The organism is Sphingomonas montana, assembly GCF_001956315.1.
Lineage (GTDB): Bacteria > Pseudomonadota > Alphaproteobacteria > Sphingomonadales > Sphingomonadaceae > Sphingomonas_R > Sphingomonas_R montana.
The window spans coordinates 302,592-316,329 of record NZ_MOLY01000046.1; the positions used below are offsets into that span (position 1 = coordinate 302,592).

A 13,738-nucleotide genomic window follows, 5' to 3' on the forward strand; every position below is an offset into this window, starting at 1 on the left:
TCGATCCGGGATCTCGCTTCTTCTGGCGCGTCAAAGGCAGCGGGATCCCGGATCAAGTCCGGGATGACGGTTGATAGGGCGGGGATAATCGACACGGGTGCTTGCCGGTCGTGCGGTCCTGCGTCCAAGACGATCACGATGAGGGCGGGACAGCCATGGGAAAGACGATGATGCCTGCCGCCGCAGTTCGCCGGGCGTGGCTGATTCCCACGCTGATCCTGCTGGCGGCTGGGCTAGCGGTGCTGTCGCTGGCGACGGGGCAGGTGCCGCTGAGCGTGGGGCGCGTGCTGACGGTGCTGGGCGGGCGGGGCGATGCAGTGGCGGCGACGATCGTGCTGGACCTGCGCCTGCCGCGGACGCTGCTGGCGCTGGGGGTGGGGGCAATCCTCGGCCTGAGCGGGGCGGTGATGCAGGGATATCTGCGCAATCCGCTGGCCGAACCGTCGGTGCTGGGCACGTCGAACGCGGGCGCGCTGGGCGCGGTCATCGCGCTGTATTACGGGCTGGATTTCGCCGGGGGGGCGACGTTGCCGCTGCTGTCGGTCGCGGGCGCGGTGGCGGGGCTGGTGCCGCTGATGCTGATCGCGGGGCGGACGGCGGGGCCGCTGGCGCTGATCCTGGCCGGCGTGGCGGTGTCCGCGCTGGCGGGCGCGGGGATCAGCCTGGCGCTCAATTTCGCGCCGAACCCGTTTGCGGCGGTGGAGATCATGACGTGGCTGATGGGGTCGCTGGAGGACCGGTCGTTCCGTCATGTCGCGATCGCGGCCCCCTGCCTGTTCGTGGGCGCGGTATTGCTGGCGTGGGACGGGCGCGCGCTGGATGCGCTGTCGCTGGGCGAGGATGCGGCGCGGACGCTGGGGGTCGACCTGCCCGCGATGCGCGCGCGGATGCTGGCCGGGCTGGCGATCGGCATCGGCGGGGCGGTGGCGGTGTCGGGTGCGATCGGGTTTGTCGGGCTGATCGTGCCGCATCTCGTCCGCCCGCTGACCGACCGGGCGCCGTCGTCCGCGCTGCTGCCGTCGGCGCTGGGCGGAGCGGTGCTGCTGACCGCGGCGGATCTGCTGGTGCGGGTGGTGCCGACCGAGCAGGAATTGCGGCTGGGTGTGGTGACCGCGGTGCTGGGCGTGCCGGTGTTCCTGCATCATCTGTTGAAGGAACGGCGCGGATGGTGACGATCGCGATGACCGACCTGTCGGTGCGGCTGGCAGGGCGGACCGTGCTGGACGGTGTGACCGCGACCGTGCCGCCCGGTGCGCTGGTGGGCGTGGTCGGGCCGAACGGGGCGGGCAAATCGACGCTGGCACGCGCGGTGGCCGGGTTGCTGCCGCCATCGGCCGGATCGGTGCGGATCGACGGGCGCGACGTGGGCGCGGTGCCGGCGGGCGATCGGGCGCGGACAATCGCCTATCTGCCGCAGGGCCAGATACTGGAATGGCCGCTGAGCGTCGCGCGGCTGGTGGCGCTGGGGCGGCTGCCCTACCTGACCGCGGCGGCGCGGATCGCACCGGCGGACGCCCAGGCGATCGAACGCGCGCTGGCGACGGCCGACGTCGCGGACCTGCGCGACCGGGTGGCGACGGAGCTGTCGGGCGGGGAACGCGCGCGCGTGCTGCTCGCCCGTGCGCTGGCAGTGGAGGCGCCGGTGCTGATCGTGGACGAACCGCTGGCGGCGCTGGATCCGGGTCATCAGTTGCATGTGATGGCGATGCTGGAGGGCTTGGCGCGCGGCGGGGCGACCGTGCTGGTCGTGCTGCACGACCTGGGGATGGCACAGCGGTTCTGTGCGCGGCTGCTGATGCTGGATGCGGGCCGGCTGGTCGCCGACGGACCGCCGGAGATGGTGCTGACGGCGGAACGGCTGGCGGCGGTCTACGGCGTGCGGGCGTGGGTTGGCGTGGTCGACGGGCGGCGGACGGTGGTGCCGGTGGCGCGGATCTGAGCCTATCGACGTTCCATTCCGGAACACATGCTGCCGCGGACCGGTTCAGCCGGGACCGACACGAAGGACCGCCATGACCGACACCGCATCCGCCGCCCATGATCCGCGCGGCCGCGACGCCATTTCACCCTGGGCGTTGCCCGCCAGGGGGTGGAAGGACGTGCTGGTGCGCACGTTCAAGGAGACCGGGCACGACAATATCGGGCTGATCGCGGCGGGGGTGGCCTTCTATTCCTTCCTGTCGATCGTGCCGCTGCTGGGTGCGATGGTGCTGAGCTACGGCCTGATCGCCGAACCGGCGACCGTGATGGGCAATATCAAGGCGCTGACCGAAGTGATGCCGGCGGACGCAGCACGGCTGATCGGCGAACAGTTGCTGAACGTGGTCACGACGTCGGGCGACAAGAAGGGGTTCGGCCTGCTGCTGGCGCTCGGTCTTGCCTTCTACGGCGCGATGAAGGCGGCGACAGCGGTCATTACCGCGCTCGACATCGCCTATGAGCAGGAAGAGACGCGCGGGTTCATCAAGCTGAACGCGCTGGCGCTGGCGATCACGGTGGGGGCGGTGCTGAGCGCGATCGCGGCGATGATCGCGATCGCGGCGCTGGGGCATCTGGAGGCGTTGCTGCCGGGGCTGCCCGCGCCGTTGCTGTGGCTGGGCAAGGCGCTGTCCTATCTGGTGATGGGGGCGGTGGGCGCGGCCGCGGCGGCGACGCTGTTCCGTTACGGGCCGGACCGTGACCGGGCGCAGTGGACGTGGCTGACGCCGGGGTCGCTGCTGTCGACGCTGCTGTGGCTGCTGCTGACCCTGGGGTTCGGGACCTATGTAGCGAATTTCGGCAATTATGACGCGACCTACGGGTCGCTGGGCGCGGTCGTGGTGCTGCTGACCTGGATCTGGCTGTCGGCTTATGTCCTGCTGCTGGGGGCCGAGCTGAATTCGGAACTGGAGCATCAGACTGCCGCCGACACGACGCGTGGGCCAGCCACGGTGATGGGCACGCGCGGCGCGACAGTGGCGGACAGCGTGGCCGGCGTTCCGATCATCCCGGACAAACCAGTCGCCGGCGTTGCTACGGCGCAGCCGGAAGAGAGCAGGGCAGGCCGGACGTTGCTGGCCGCGGGACTGGGCAGCCGGGCGGGACGCGTGGCAGGCGGCGGCGGGGCGGGGATGGTGCCGACGCTGCTGGTGACCGCGGGGCTGAGTTGCCTGCGCCGCGACCGACGGGCGGGGATCGGTGTGCTGTTGCTGGCGGCAGGTGGGGGACTGGCCTGGATCGGCCGACGGCGATGAGAGCGGCGTGACCGGGTTCGCAGAATAAAGAGAAGGGCGACCCGTTTCCGGGCCGCCCTTTCAAAGTCGCGTCGGGTCGATCAGCGACCGCGGCGGTTCTTGCAGTTATCGGTGACGGTGCGCGAGCAGGTCGGATAGTCCTTCATCGACGCCTGGGGCGCGGCGGCGGTGCTTTCCATCGGCGCGGGTGCGGCCATCGGCGTGGCGGGCTCGGCGGGTGCGGCAGCCGGCGGGGTCATCGGTGCGGCGGGATCCGTCTGCATTGCAGGATCAGCCGGGGCCGCGGGGTCGGCGGCCATCGGCGGTGTTGCCGGATCGGCCGGCATCGGCGTCGCGGGGTCGGCCGGCATCGGCGGTGCGGCCGGATCGGGCATCGCGGTTCCGGCGGGAGGTGTCGCCGGCTGCGCCATGTCCTGCGCGACGGCGGGGGCGGCCAGCATGAATGCGGCGGCGATCAGCATGGACTTCATGATATTTCTCCTAAAAATGGCGTATAATACCGTCTTCAGAAGCCTTCAAACTCATGAACGCCCGTTCGGACGCATGGTTAAGCACAATTTTCCATGAATTCCTCATTTCGACCGGCAAACCGATCGCGGCCATGTCGAGCCGGTCCTTCCGGCAGGTCAGGTCGGTTGGGCGAGGCGCCGTTCGATACCGGTCCAGATCGCGGCGAAGGCCTGCGCCCCGGCCGATCCAGGCGCGAAGGCCGCGACGGGCGCGCGGTGCAGGGTCATCTGTTCGACCGCGCTGGCCATCGGGATCCGTGGCCAGTCCGGTGCGGCATCGATCGTCGCGAGATGCAGCGCGCGGCGGCGGTCGACCATCGAGAAGACGGGCAGGATCGGCGCATGGCGACCGGGCGCGGTGGCGAAATGGGCGACCACATCGTCGAACGCCCGGCGGGCGAGCGGGGATGGGATGACCGGGGCCACGATCAGCGTCGCGGCGCGGGCCACCTGTTCGCTGGTTTCGGTCAGGCCCGGCGGACAATCGAGAATGATGCGGTCGTAGCGCTGGTCGAGTTCGTTGAGCAGCCGGAGCAGCCGCTTGCGCTTGCCCAGCGCGCCGAAGAACGTATCGAGCCGGCGGAGCGACGCGTCGGCGGGCAGCAGGTCCAGCCCGTCGATCGCGGTCGGGCGGATCAGGCGTTCGGGGGGCACGGCGCGGGCGAACACCGCCTCGGCCGGGTCGGCGGCGGGGCCGTCCGCGCCGAGCAGCCAGGTGGACGCCGCCTGCGGATCGAGATCCCACAACAGCGTCCGGCGGCGGGTGAGTGCCGCGGCGTGGGCCAGGTTGACCGCGAGCGAGGTCTTTCCGACGCCGCCCTTGAGGCTGTAGATCGCGATCGTCGCCATGGCATGCTCCTCTTCGGGCTGGCTTGTGAGGTTCTGGAACGCGATCAGTTCAGGCTTATCGGTTTTCTTAACCCCGTTTACGCGCGGGTCCGTCCGAGGTCATCGTCCCTCGGAACGGCGGTTTCTTCAGATCGGGCTACTCGTAGGCTTCGTCCTGCCCCGAGCGTGGCCGGGGGGGTGCTGTTGGCTTCCCGGCTACGCTCGAAGGGTCCCTCGACTTCGCTCGGGATGGGCGGGTGTGTGAGCGATTACCCTGTCGAGAGCGACGTGCAGGGTTCTCGACAGGCTCGAACCGAACGGGCTGACGGACGGGGCCTCTCCGCCGGTCAGACGCCGGCCGCCTTGTCCGCCGCGTCCTGGCGGGCCAGCCATTCCTCCAGCCATTTGATCGTATAGTCGCCGCGCTGGAACTCCGGATCGTCGAGCAGCGCCTGATGGAGCGGGATCGTCGTCTTGACGCCCTCGACCACAAATTCCTCCAGCGCGCGCCGAAGCCGGCGAAGTGCGCCGTCGCGGGTGGTGCCGTACACGATCAGCTTGGCGATCATCGAGTCGTAGTAGGGTGGGATGCGGTAGCCGGCGTAGAGCCCGCTATCGACGCGCACGTTCATGCCGCCCGGCGCGTGATAGCCCTTCACCAGCCCGGGCGAGGGCAGGAAGGTGCGCGGATCTTCCGCGTTGATGCGGCATTCGATGGCGTGACCGCGGAACACGACGTCTTCCTGGCGCAAGGTCAGCGATTTCCCGTCGGCGATGCGGATCTGTTCGCGGACGAGATCGAGGCCGGTGATCGCCTCGGTCACCGGATGTTCGACCTGGAGGCGGGTGTTCATCTCGATGAAGTAGAATTCGTTGTTTTCATACAGGAATTCGATCGTGCCGGCGCCGCGATAGCCCATGTCGGCCATCGCCTTTGCCACGATGCTGCCCATGTCCATGCGCTGCGCGGCGGAGATGACGGGGGAGGGGGCCTCCTCCAGCACTTTCTGGTGGCGACGCTGGAGCGAGCAGTCGCGTTCGCCCAGATGGATCGCGTTGCCGCGACCGTCGCCGAACACCTGAAATTCGATATGGCGCGGATCGCCGAGATATTTTTCGAGATAGACGGTCGCGTCGCCGAACGCGGCCTTCGCCTCGCGCCCCGCCTGCATCATCAGCGTTTCGAGCTGCGACGGGTCGGTGCAGACCTTCATCCCGCGGCCGCCGCCGCCGGATGCCGCCTTGATGATGACGGGGTAGCCGGCGGCCTCGGCGATCGCCTTGGCCTCGTCGATGTCGGAGATAGGGCCGTCGGAACCGGGGACGAGCGGGAGACCGAGCGCGGCGGCGGTGCGCTTGGCCTCGATCTTGTCGCCCATCGTGCGGATATGTTCGGGTTTCGGCCCGATCCAGATGATGCCGTGGCTCTCAACGATTTCAGCAAAGCGTGCGTTCTCGCTGAGGAAGCCGTAGCCGGGATGGATCGCGTCGGCATGCGTGATTTCGGCGGCCGAGATGATGTTCGGGATGTTGAGATAGCTGTCGGCCGCCGCGGGGGGGCCGATGCAGACCGCCTCGTCCGCCAGCCGGACGTGCATCGCATCCTCGTCCGCGGTGGAATGGACCGCGACCGTCCTGATGCCCATTTCATGGCAGGCGCGGTGAATGCGGAGCGCGATTTCGCCGCGGTTGGCGATCAGGACCTTGGTGATCGCCATGCTTATTCGACGATCGCGAGCGGCTGGTCGAATTCGACCGGCTGGCCGTTGTCGACGAACAGCTGGCGCACGGTGCCGGCGCGCGGGGCGACGATCGGGTTCATGACCTTCATCGCCTCCACAATCAGCAGCGTGTCGCCGGCGGCCACCGACTGGCCGATGGTGGCGAACGGCTTGGACCCCGGTTCGGCCGCCATGTAGGCGGTGCCGACCATCGGCGATTTCACGACGCCGGGGTGATCGGCGGGCTCGATCGCCAGCGGGGCGGGGGCGGTCGCGACGGGTGCCGGCGCAGCAGCGGGGGCCGGGGCGGGTGCCGCCTGCATGACGGGCGCGGTGATCGCGGCGGCCTTGCGCACCACGCGGATGCGGCGGTCGCCGTCGGACACCTCGATTTCGGTCAGGTGCGTATCGTCGAGCAGTTCGGCCAGTTGCTTCACCAGGTCGACATCGACCTGCATCGCGCCGTTGGGGGTATCGGTCATCTTCGGAGTCCCTGTTTTGGCGCGCAAATGTCAGAGCTTGGCGGCGGCGTCCAGCGCCAGCACGTAGGAATGCGCGCCGAAGCCCGCGATCGTGCCCTTCGCGGCCATGCCGACATAGCTGATGTGGCGGAAGGTTTCGCGGGCATGCGGGTTGGACAGGTGGACCTCGATTACCGGCACGGACACCGCCTTGATCGCATCGTGGATGGCGATGGAGGTATGGGTGAAGGCGCCGGCGTTGAGCAGCACGGCCTTTGCCCCGCGCGCGTTCGCTTCCTGGATCCAGTCGACCAGCAGCCCTTCGTGGTTGGTCTGCCGCATGTCGATTTCGAGACCGATCTCCTGCGCGCGGTCGTCCAGCATCCCGGCGATGTCGTCCAGCGTGTCGGACCCGTAGATGGCGGGTTCGCGCAGGCCCAGCATGTTCAGGTTGGGGCCGTTCAGGACATAGACGATGGGGCTGTCCGGCATTGCGGGCTTTCTGGTGGCGTGGAGGGACGCATCCTACAACGGACGGGCGGGCGAGGCAAAGCTGTCGTCATCCCGGACTTGATCCGGGATCCCGCTTTATCTCGTCCGCGGCGAAGGCAGCGGGGCCCCGGATCAAGTCCGGGGCGACGTGGAGGCAAAGTGCAGTTTGGCCCGCCTCCCTTTCAAGGGAGGGGTTGGGGTGGGTGCTGCCGCGAAGACGGCAGCGCGTGAACCAGCGTCGGAGCGGCGAGTCTGCGCTCGCCGACCCACCCCCGGCCCCTCCCTTGAAAGGGAGAGGGAAGAAGATGTTGTCCCGCTACCGTTTGAACATCGCCCCTCGCGTCTCTAGATCGCGGGTTAGGACGGAGACGCAGATGCATAGCGACGGTACGATCACACTCAGCGTGAATGGCGAGCATAAGCGGGTGCGCGCCGGGATCACGCTGGCGGAGCTGGCGTCGGAGCTGGGGCTGGTGCCGGAAAAGGTGGCGGTGGAGCGCAACCTGGAGGTGGTGCCGCGGTCCACGCTGGGACAGGTCGTGGCCGAGGATGGCGACGAGCTTGAGATCGTGCATTTCGTGGGCGGGGGCGACCATGTCGCCGCGCCGGCGAAGGACGACAGCTGGACCGTCGCGGGGCGGACGTTCCGGTCGCGGCTCATCGTGGGGACGGGCAAGTACAAGAACTTTGCGCAGAATGCGGCGGCGGTGGAGGCGGCGGGCGCTGAGATCGTGACCGTGGCGGTGCGCCGCGTGAACGTGTCGGATCGCAATGCGCCGGTGCTGATGGACTATATCGACCCGAAGAAGGTCACGTACCTGCCCAACACCGCGGGTTGCTTCACCGCGGACGAAGCGATCCGCACGCTGCGGCTGGCGCGCGAGGCGGGGGGCTGGGACCTGGTGAAGCTGGAGGTGCTGGGCGAGGCACGGACTCTGTACCCCGACATGGTCGAGACGATCCGCGCGTGCGAGATCCTGGCCAAGGAGGGGTTCCTGCCGATGGTGTACTGCGTCGACGATCCGATCGCGGCGAAGCGGCTGGAGAATGTCGGCGCGGTGGCGATCATGCCGCTCGGCGCGCCGATCGGATCCGGCCTCGGCATCCAGAACCGCGTGACGATCCGGCTGATCGTGGAGGGGGCGAGCGTGCCGGTGCTGGTCGATGCGGGCGTGGGCACCGCGTCGGAGGCGGCGGTGGCGATGGAACTGGGCTGCGACGGGGTGCTGATGAACACCGCGATCGCGGAGGCCAAGGACCCGGTGATGATGGCGACCGCGATGCGCCATGCGGTGGAGGCGGGGCGGCTGGCCTACCGCGCCGGGCGGATGGGACGGCGCATGTACGCCGACCCGTCGAGCCCGCTGGGCGGGTTGATTTGAGCGGGTGGCGCGGTGCGGCGGAACCGGGATGCGCGCGGTCAGTTCTAACATAGGTCAATGGGATCGCGCCCGTCGGGGCGCGGCGACAGACAGGAGAATTGACATGGGTGAATTCACCGACAAGCTCAAGGGCGCCGCGAACGAGGCCATCGGCAACGTGAAGCAGGCCATCGGCGAAGGTACGGACAACCACGACCTGAAGGCCGAGGGCCATGCGCAGGAAGCCAAGGGCGAGATGCAGCACGCCAAGGGCGACGTGAAGGGTGGCGTTAAGAACGTGGTCGACAAGATCTGATCTTCGCTACCGACGAATGACGAAACGCCGTCGCAGTTTACACTGCGGCGGCGTTTTGGCGTGTGGGGGTGTTTCAGATCTGATCGCACAAATGTGGGATGTCTGGGGGCATCGTCTGCTTTTGAACGCGTAAACGTTCCCGGCGGGCACCGGACCGTTAGTGGAGCCCCAGCGTGTGGCGATGCGCGGTGATGAGTTGCTCGACTTCCGTTCTGAACCCGGCTGGATCGGCAAGCAGCGTGCTCACCCGCGCTACGGCGGGTTGGACGCGGGGGTCTTGGACGGACTGGAACAGGGCGGTGGCGTCCGCGGTGCGGCCCGCCATCTCCGCAGCCATCCCGGCATGATAGGCGGACCAGCTGCCTCTCGCAGCCTTCGGGAGAGCTCTCTCCCTTGCGACGAGCACCCTCGCCACGTCGTCGGGAGAACGGAAGGTCTGATCGAGAAGCGTCGCCTCATCTGCGGCCGCCTGTGCCAACCGGATGGCTTCGGGCCCGAATTGCGTGTCGGACACATAGTCGACGAAGGTCTCGACCCGGCCGCCATAGTCGAAGCTCAGATGATCCTGTTCCACCCAAAGCCAATGTGCTGCAACGTTCAGATAGCTGCCCTTCGCCCATCCGCTCGGTTGAAACTCGACGATGGTCAGCCGGGAACCATGATCTGCCATCCAGATCCGGGACCGGCCCTTGCGGCGGAACCCGAGCGGACCGAGTATCTGCCTGGCAGCAGCGGCAAGCAGCGTGTCATGTGGGTTCGGCATGGGCAAATATTATGCCAGCGTTTCCAGCGGAACAATGTCGGCTTTCAGGGCGGCCGCGATGGTGCCGTTCGACCGCAAGTGTGCGCTCGTGGTCGTCTGCACGGATGAAAGGGATATTGTTCCGCAGAGTGCGGTGCGCTGCATATTGGCGTTCGCGAGCGGCGGTGTTCAGGGCTTGGCGGGGGTGCGGAGTTTGGTGAGGGTCAGGCCGGGGGCGAGCTGTTCGATGTCGGTCTTGAGGTGGAGGAGGGACACGCCGGGCTGGGCTGCGGCCTCGGCCAGCGCGGGGGCGAAGTCGGCGGTGCGGGTGACGGTGGTGCTCCAGGCGCCATAAGCGCGTGCCAGGGCGGCAAAGTCCGGGTTGGCTAGGGTCGTGCCGGAAATACGGCCGGGGTAGCGCCGTTCCTGGTGCGTGCGGATCGTGCCGTAACTGCCGTTGTCGACGACGACGATCAGCAGGCGGCAGCCGAGTGCGACGGCGGTCGCCAGTTCCTGGCCGTTCATCAGGAAATCGCCGTCGCCCGCGATGACGATGACCTGGGTATCGGGTCGGCGGCGCGCGGCGGCGATGCCGGCGGGCAGGCCGTAGCCCATCGCGCCGGCGGTGGGGGCAAGCTGGGTCGTCGGGCCCTGGTAGCGCCAGTAGCGATGCCACCAGCCGGAGAAATTACCCGCACCGTTGCAGATAATGCTGTCCGCCGGCAGCACGCGCTGCATCTCTGCCACGCAGAGGGCGAGATCGAGCGTGGCGTCGCTGGGCGCGGGCGTCGCCCACGCTTTCCATTCGGCATGGGCCTCCGCCCCGTCGGCGAACGCGAGCAGATCATCGTCCCAGCCGGCGGCGGTTTCGGCAAAGTCGTGGCAGTCTGCACAGATGGCCAGATCCGTGCGGTAGACCGAATGGAGTTCGGCCGGGTCGGGGTGGATGTGGACGATAAGCTGGCCGGGATGGTCGGGCGTGACGAGCGTGTAGCCGTCGGTCGTCGCCTCCCCCAGCCGCGCGCCGACGACGATCAGCAGGTCGGCGGCGCGGACGCGGGCGAGCAGCGCGGGGTTGGGTCCGTAGCCGAGATTGCCGGCATAGACGGGACAGTCGTTGGAGATCGCATCCTGCCGGCGGAAGGCGGCGGCGACGGGCAGCCCAATCCGCATCGCCCAGGCTGTGAAATAGACCGCGGTCGCGGCATCCCAGTCCGCGCCGCCGACGATCGCGAGCGGGGCGGCGGCATCGCGCAGCAGGTCGACCAGCGTGTTCATCGCCAGCGCGTCGATCGGTTGCGGGGGGCGGACGACCAGCGGGCGATCGGTCGCCGTCGCCAGATCGCACAGCATGTCTTCCGGCAGCGCGAGGACGACGGGGCCGGGCCGGCCGGAGATGGCGGTGGCGTAGGCGCGGGCGACATATTCGGGGATGCGCGCGGCGTCGTCGATGCGCGCGGCCCATTTAACGAGCGGGCGGAACATGGCGACCAGATCGACCTCCTGGAACGCCTCGCGGTCGCGGTCGGCGCGCGCGACGTCGCCTACGAACAGGATCATCGGAACAGAGTCCTGCATCGCGACATGGACGCCGATCGACGCGTTGGTGGCGCCCGGCCCGCGCGTGACGAAGGCGATGCCGGGCCGCTGGGTCATCGCGCCGTCCGCCGCCGCCATGAATGCGACGCCGCCTTCCTGCCGCGCGACGACGAGGTCGATCGCCGGCGTGTCGTGCAGTGCGTCGAGCACCGCGAGATAGCTTTCGCCGGGCACGCAGAAGATGCGGTCGCACCCCTGCGCCACGAGCTGATCGACGAGGATGCGGCCGCCGGTGCGGGAGGGTGCGGATGTCATGGGCGCGATCATAGCGGGATGGGCCGTGCGGGAAAGTGCGATCTGGCGGTGCGATCGGGCGTCTAGTGGGCCGGCAGCCCGGATTCCTGCGCGGCCTGCGCCGGCAACTGCGCACTGCCACGCGCCGGCGCGGACCGCGATTCGAGATAGGCAAAAACCGCAACAGCGATCGTGATGAGGACCACGCCTACGACCACCGCATAGAGCGCGCGTGCGCCGCGGCCGGGCGAACCATCGGGTCGTGCAGGCATGCGATGATCCTTCGTGCGGCGGTTTAAGACCGGTGGCGTAGCATGGGCGGGTAGGGTGGCGCGTTAACCGCGATCAAGTGGTGGAATGCTGCGCCGGAGGATCTCATTGTGGGTCATCCCGGACTTGATCCGGGATGACGGGTGGCCGGCGCCGGTCTGATTCGGGCGGAGTGCGAATAGATCCTGACCTTCGTCAGGATGACGGCAGTCGGGTCGGGGCGGGGGTAGTGCCGGGACGGCAGTAGTGTCGGGACGGGGGAGGGGTGGTGGTGGTGCCTTCGGTATCGGCATTGCCACGGACGAAGGCGCCAGATCGGGTCCGGGGTTCAGAACATGTGGACGGTCTTGGTCGTCAGATGCGCCTGGACGCCCTCGGGGCCGTCTTCCGATCCGTGGCCGCTGTCCTTCATGCCGCCGAACGGGCTGTCGGGGAAGCTGAGCCGCACGCCGTTGATCGCGATCATGCCGGCTTCGATCGCATCGCCCAGCAGGTTCTGGCGGCGGCCGTTTTCGGTGAAGCAATAGGCCGCGAGGCCGAAGGGCAGGCGGTTGGCCTGTTCGATCGCATCGTCGACGGTGGCGAACGGGCGGAGGAGCGCCACCGGGCCGAACGGTTCGTCGTTCATGGCGCGCGCGGTGAGCGGCACGTCGGCCAGCACGGTCGGCTGGTAGAAGAAGCCGTTGCCCGCAGCCCGTCGTTCGCCGCCCGCGAGGAGCCGCGCGCCGGCGGACAGCGCGTCCTCGACCAGGCCGGCGATCGCGTCGGGGCGGCGGGGGTTTGCCATCGGCCCCATCTGGCTGGCGGCGTCCATGCCATCGCCCACCGCCATCGCGCGGGTGCGGGCGGCGAAACCGGTGGCGAAGGCATCGTATATCCCCTCCTGCACATGGAAGCGAGTTGGGGCGACGCAGACTTGGCCGGCATTGCGGAATTTATGCGCGACCAGCGTGTCGAGCGTCTTTTCCAGATCGCAATCGTCGAACACCAGGACCGGGCCGTGGCCGCCCAGTTCCATCGTCGTCTTCATCATCGTTTCCGCCGCGAGCGCCGCCAGATGCTTGCCGACGGGCACCGACCCGGTGAAGCTGAGCTTCCGCGTGACGGGCGAGGCGAGCAGCTGGCGCGAAACCATGTCGGGCACGCCGAACACGCATTGCGCGACATCGCCGGGCAGCCCCGCATCCTGGAAGCAGCGCAGCACCTCGACCGCCGAACCTGCGGTTTCTTCGGATGGCTTGATGACGATCGAGCAGCCGGCGGCGAGCGCGGGGGCGAGTTTGCGCACCACGTTCATCACCGGGAAGTTCCATGCGCAGAATGCGGCGACCGGGCCGACCGGCTGGTGGAGGACGAGCGAGCGGGTGCCGGCCGGCCGCGGCAGGACCCGGCCGTAGACACGCAATGCTTCGCCGGCGTGGAAATCCAGCAGGGCGGCGGCGAACGCGATCTCGCCCTTCGCCTCGGCCAGGATCTTGCCCTGTTCGGTGGTGGCGATCCGTGCAATGCGGTCGGCCCGTTCGCGCAGGAGGACGGCGGTCTTCTGCAGGATGGCGGCGCGGGCATCGGGGGCGGTGGTGCGCCACGCCTTGAACCCGCGATCGGCGGCGACGAGCGCCTCGTCCAGGTCAGCGACGGTCGCCAGCGGCAGATGCCCGAGCGTTTCGCCGGTGGCGGGGTTCAGGACGGCGTGGGTGTCGCGCCCTTCGCCGGTGCGCCAGGTGCCTCCGATGTAGAGGCCGAGCGTCGTGTCATATGCGGGTGCCATGCCGTCTCTCCGATGATTTTCGCCGTTGGCTTTCGGAGTCCATCGCATGGGCGCGCGGCACTGTCATGCCCGGCGTGGCGGGCGGTGCCCCGGGCGGGATGGCGTGCGGCATATAATTGGGGGAGTGGTGCACCGAGAGGAATTCGAATCCCCGACCCCTGCCTTCGGAGGGCAGTGCTCTATCCAGCTGAGCTATCGGTGCGC

Annotated in this window: 14 protein-coding genes and 1 tRNA gene; 5 read left to right on the forward strand and 10 right to left on the reverse strand. The window is 68.6% G+C overall.

The window, feature by feature from the left end:
- Positions 1-155: 155 nt before the first annotated feature.
- The 3 genes from BKY59_RS16490 to BKY59_RS16500 all read left to right on the forward strand — a co-directional run bounded on the left by BKY59_RS16490 (position 156) and on the right by BKY59_RS16500 (position 3,233).
- A complete protein-coding gene (locus tag BKY59_RS16490) occupies positions 156-1,172 on the forward strand; it encodes a FecCD family ABC transporter permease (RefSeq protein WP_240500156.1) in 1,017 nt (338 codons plus the stop codon).
- Complete coding sequence (locus BKY59_RS16495) at positions 1,166-1,939, forward strand: ABC transporter ATP-binding protein (RefSeq protein WP_076073220.1); 774 nt, start codon at positions 1,166-1,168, stop codon at positions 1,937-1,939. Before BKY59_RS16490 ends, BKY59_RS16495 begins: the two co-directional genes overlap by 7 nt.
- A gap of 73 nt (positions 1,940-2,012) precedes the next feature.
- A complete protein-coding gene (locus tag BKY59_RS16500; protein WP_083672208.1) occupies positions 2,013-3,233 on the forward strand; it encodes a YihY/virulence factor BrkB family protein in 1,221 nt (406 codons plus the stop codon).
- 80 nt (positions 3,234-3,313) lie between these two features.
- Here BKY59_RS16500 and BKY59_RS16505 read toward each other — a convergent pair whose 3' ends face one another.
- The 5 genes from BKY59_RS16505 to aroQ form a co-directional block, all read right to left on the reverse strand.
- A complete protein-coding gene (locus tag BKY59_RS16505) occupies positions 3,314-3,703 on the reverse strand; it encodes a hypothetical protein (protein WP_076073221.1) in 390 nt (129 codons plus the stop codon).
- A gap of 156 nt (positions 3,704-3,859) precedes the next feature.
- Positions 3,860-4,591 carry a ParA family protein gene (locus BKY59_RS16510; protein ID WP_076073222.1) on the reverse strand — a complete coding sequence of 244 codons (732 nt, stop codon included), beginning with the start codon at positions 4,589-4,591 and terminating at the stop codon, positions 3,860-3,862.
- Positions 4,592-4,917: 326 nt separating this feature from the next.
- Complete coding sequence (accC, locus tag BKY59_RS16515; RefSeq protein ID WP_076073223.1) at positions 4,918-6,288, reverse strand: acetyl-CoA carboxylase biotin carboxylase subunit; 1,371 nt, start codon at positions 6,286-6,288, stop codon at positions 4,918-4,920.
- Between the two features lie 2 nt (positions 6,289-6,290).
- Positions 6,291-6,773, reverse strand: coding sequence for an acetyl-CoA carboxylase biotin carboxyl carrier protein (accB, locus tag BKY59_RS16520; RefSeq protein ID WP_076073224.1), 483 nt, complete (start codon positions 6,771-6,773; stop codon positions 6,291-6,293).
- Positions 6,774-6,803: 30 nt separating this feature from the next.
- Entirely contained in the window at positions 6,804-7,244 is a 441-nt protein-coding gene (aroQ, locus tag BKY59_RS16525) for a type II 3-dehydroquinate dehydratase (RefSeq protein ID WP_076073225.1), read from the reverse strand.
- Positions 7,245-7,618: 374 nt separating this feature from the next.
- Here aroQ and thiS point away from each other — a divergent pair, with 374 nt between their 5' ends.
- Both thiS and BKY59_RS16535 read left to right on the forward strand, forming a co-directional pair.
- Positions 7,619-8,626 (forward strand): sulfur carrier protein ThiS, encoded by a 1,008-nt coding sequence (thiS, locus tag BKY59_RS16530; RefSeq protein WP_076073226.1) that lies wholly within the window; start codon positions 7,619-7,621, stop codon positions 8,624-8,626.
- Between the two features lie 103 nt (positions 8,627-8,729).
- Positions 8,730-8,921 (forward strand): CsbD family protein, encoded by a 192-nt coding sequence (locus tag BKY59_RS16535; protein WP_076073227.1) that lies wholly within the window; start codon positions 8,730-8,732, stop codon positions 8,919-8,921.
- Positions 8,922-9,078: 157 nt separating this feature from the next.
- Here BKY59_RS16535 and BKY59_RS16540 read toward each other — a convergent pair whose 3' ends face one another.
- The 5 genes from BKY59_RS16540 to BKY59_RS16560 form a co-directional block, all read right to left on the reverse strand.
- Positions 9,079-9,684 (reverse strand): hypothetical protein, encoded by a 606-nt coding sequence (locus BKY59_RS16540; RefSeq protein WP_076073228.1) that lies wholly within the window; start codon positions 9,682-9,684, stop codon positions 9,079-9,081.
- Between the two features lie 168 nt (positions 9,685-9,852).
- Positions 9,853-11,517, reverse strand: a complete 1,665-nt coding sequence (locus BKY59_RS16545; RefSeq protein WP_076073344.1) for a thiamine pyrophosphate-dependent enzyme — start codon at positions 11,515-11,517, stop codon at positions 9,853-9,855.
- Positions 11,518-11,579: 62 nt separating this feature from the next.
- The gene (locus tag BKY59_RS16550; RefSeq protein WP_076073229.1) at positions 11,580-11,768 is read right to left on the reverse strand and encodes a hypothetical protein; all 189 of its coding nucleotides are present in this window, start codon (positions 11,766-11,768) and stop codon (positions 11,580-11,582) included.
- A 326-nt stretch (positions 11,769-12,094) separates the two neighbouring features.
- The gene (locus BKY59_RS16555; RefSeq protein WP_076073230.1) at positions 12,095-13,534 is read right to left on the reverse strand and encodes an NAD-dependent succinate-semialdehyde dehydrogenase; all 1,440 of its coding nucleotides are present in this window, start codon (positions 13,532-13,534) and stop codon (positions 12,095-12,097) included.
- Between the two features lie 125 nt (positions 13,535-13,659).
- Positions 13,660-13,736, reverse strand: a tRNA-Arg gene (locus BKY59_RS16560).
- Positions 13,737-13,738: the final 2 nt, after the last annotated feature.

Bases quoted from the DNA above. Each gene is read 5' to 3' on its own strand.
- BKY59_RS16490 (WP_240500156.1), top strand. From the start codon at position 156: ATGGGAAAGACGATGATGCCTGCCGCCGCAGTTCGCCGGGCGTGGCTG.
- BKY59_RS16495 (WP_076073220.1), top strand. From the start codon at position 1,166: ATGGTGACGATCGCGATGACCGACCTGTCGGTGCGGCTGGCAGGGCGG.
- BKY59_RS16500 (WP_083672208.1), top strand. From the start codon at position 2,013: ATGACCGACACCGCATCCGCCGCCCATGATCCGCGCGGCCGCGACGCC.
- BKY59_RS16505 (WP_076073221.1), bottom strand. From the start codon at position 3,703: ATGAAGTCCATGCTGATCGCCGCCGCATTCATGCTGGCCGCCCCCGCC.
- BKY59_RS16510 (WP_076073222.1), bottom strand. From the start codon at position 4,591: ATGGCGACGATCGCGATCTACAGCCTCAAGGGCGGCGTCGGAAAGACC.
- accC (WP_076073223.1), bottom strand. From the start codon at position 6,288: ATGGCGATCACCAAGGTCCTGATCGCCAACCGCGGCGAAATCGCGCTC.
- accB (WP_076073224.1), bottom strand. From the start codon at position 6,773: ATGACCGATACCCCCAACGGCGCGATGCAGGTCGATGTCGACCTGGTG.
- aroQ (WP_076073225.1), bottom strand. From the start codon at position 7,244: ATGCCGGACAGCCCCATCGTCTATGTCCTGAACGGCCCCAACCTGAAC.
- thiS (WP_076073226.1), top strand. From the start codon at position 7,619: ATGCATAGCGACGGTACGATCACACTCAGCGTGAATGGCGAGCATAAG.
- BKY59_RS16535 (WP_076073227.1), top strand. From the start codon at position 8,730: ATGGGTGAATTCACCGACAAGCTCAAGGGCGCCGCGAACGAGGCCATC.
- BKY59_RS16540 (WP_076073228.1), bottom strand. From the start codon at position 9,684: ATGCCGAACCCACATGACACGCTGCTTGCCGCTGCTGCCAGGCAGATA.
- BKY59_RS16545 (WP_076073344.1), bottom strand. From the start codon at position 11,517: ATGACATCCGCACCCTCCCGCACCGGCGGCCGCATCCTCGTCGATCAG.
- BKY59_RS16550 (WP_076073229.1), bottom strand. From the start codon at position 11,768: ATGCCTGCACGACCCGATGGTTCGCCCGGCCGCGGCGCACGCGCGCTC.
- BKY59_RS16555 (WP_076073230.1), bottom strand. From the start codon at position 13,534: ATGGCACCCGCATATGACACGACGCTCGGCCTCTACATCGGAGGCACC.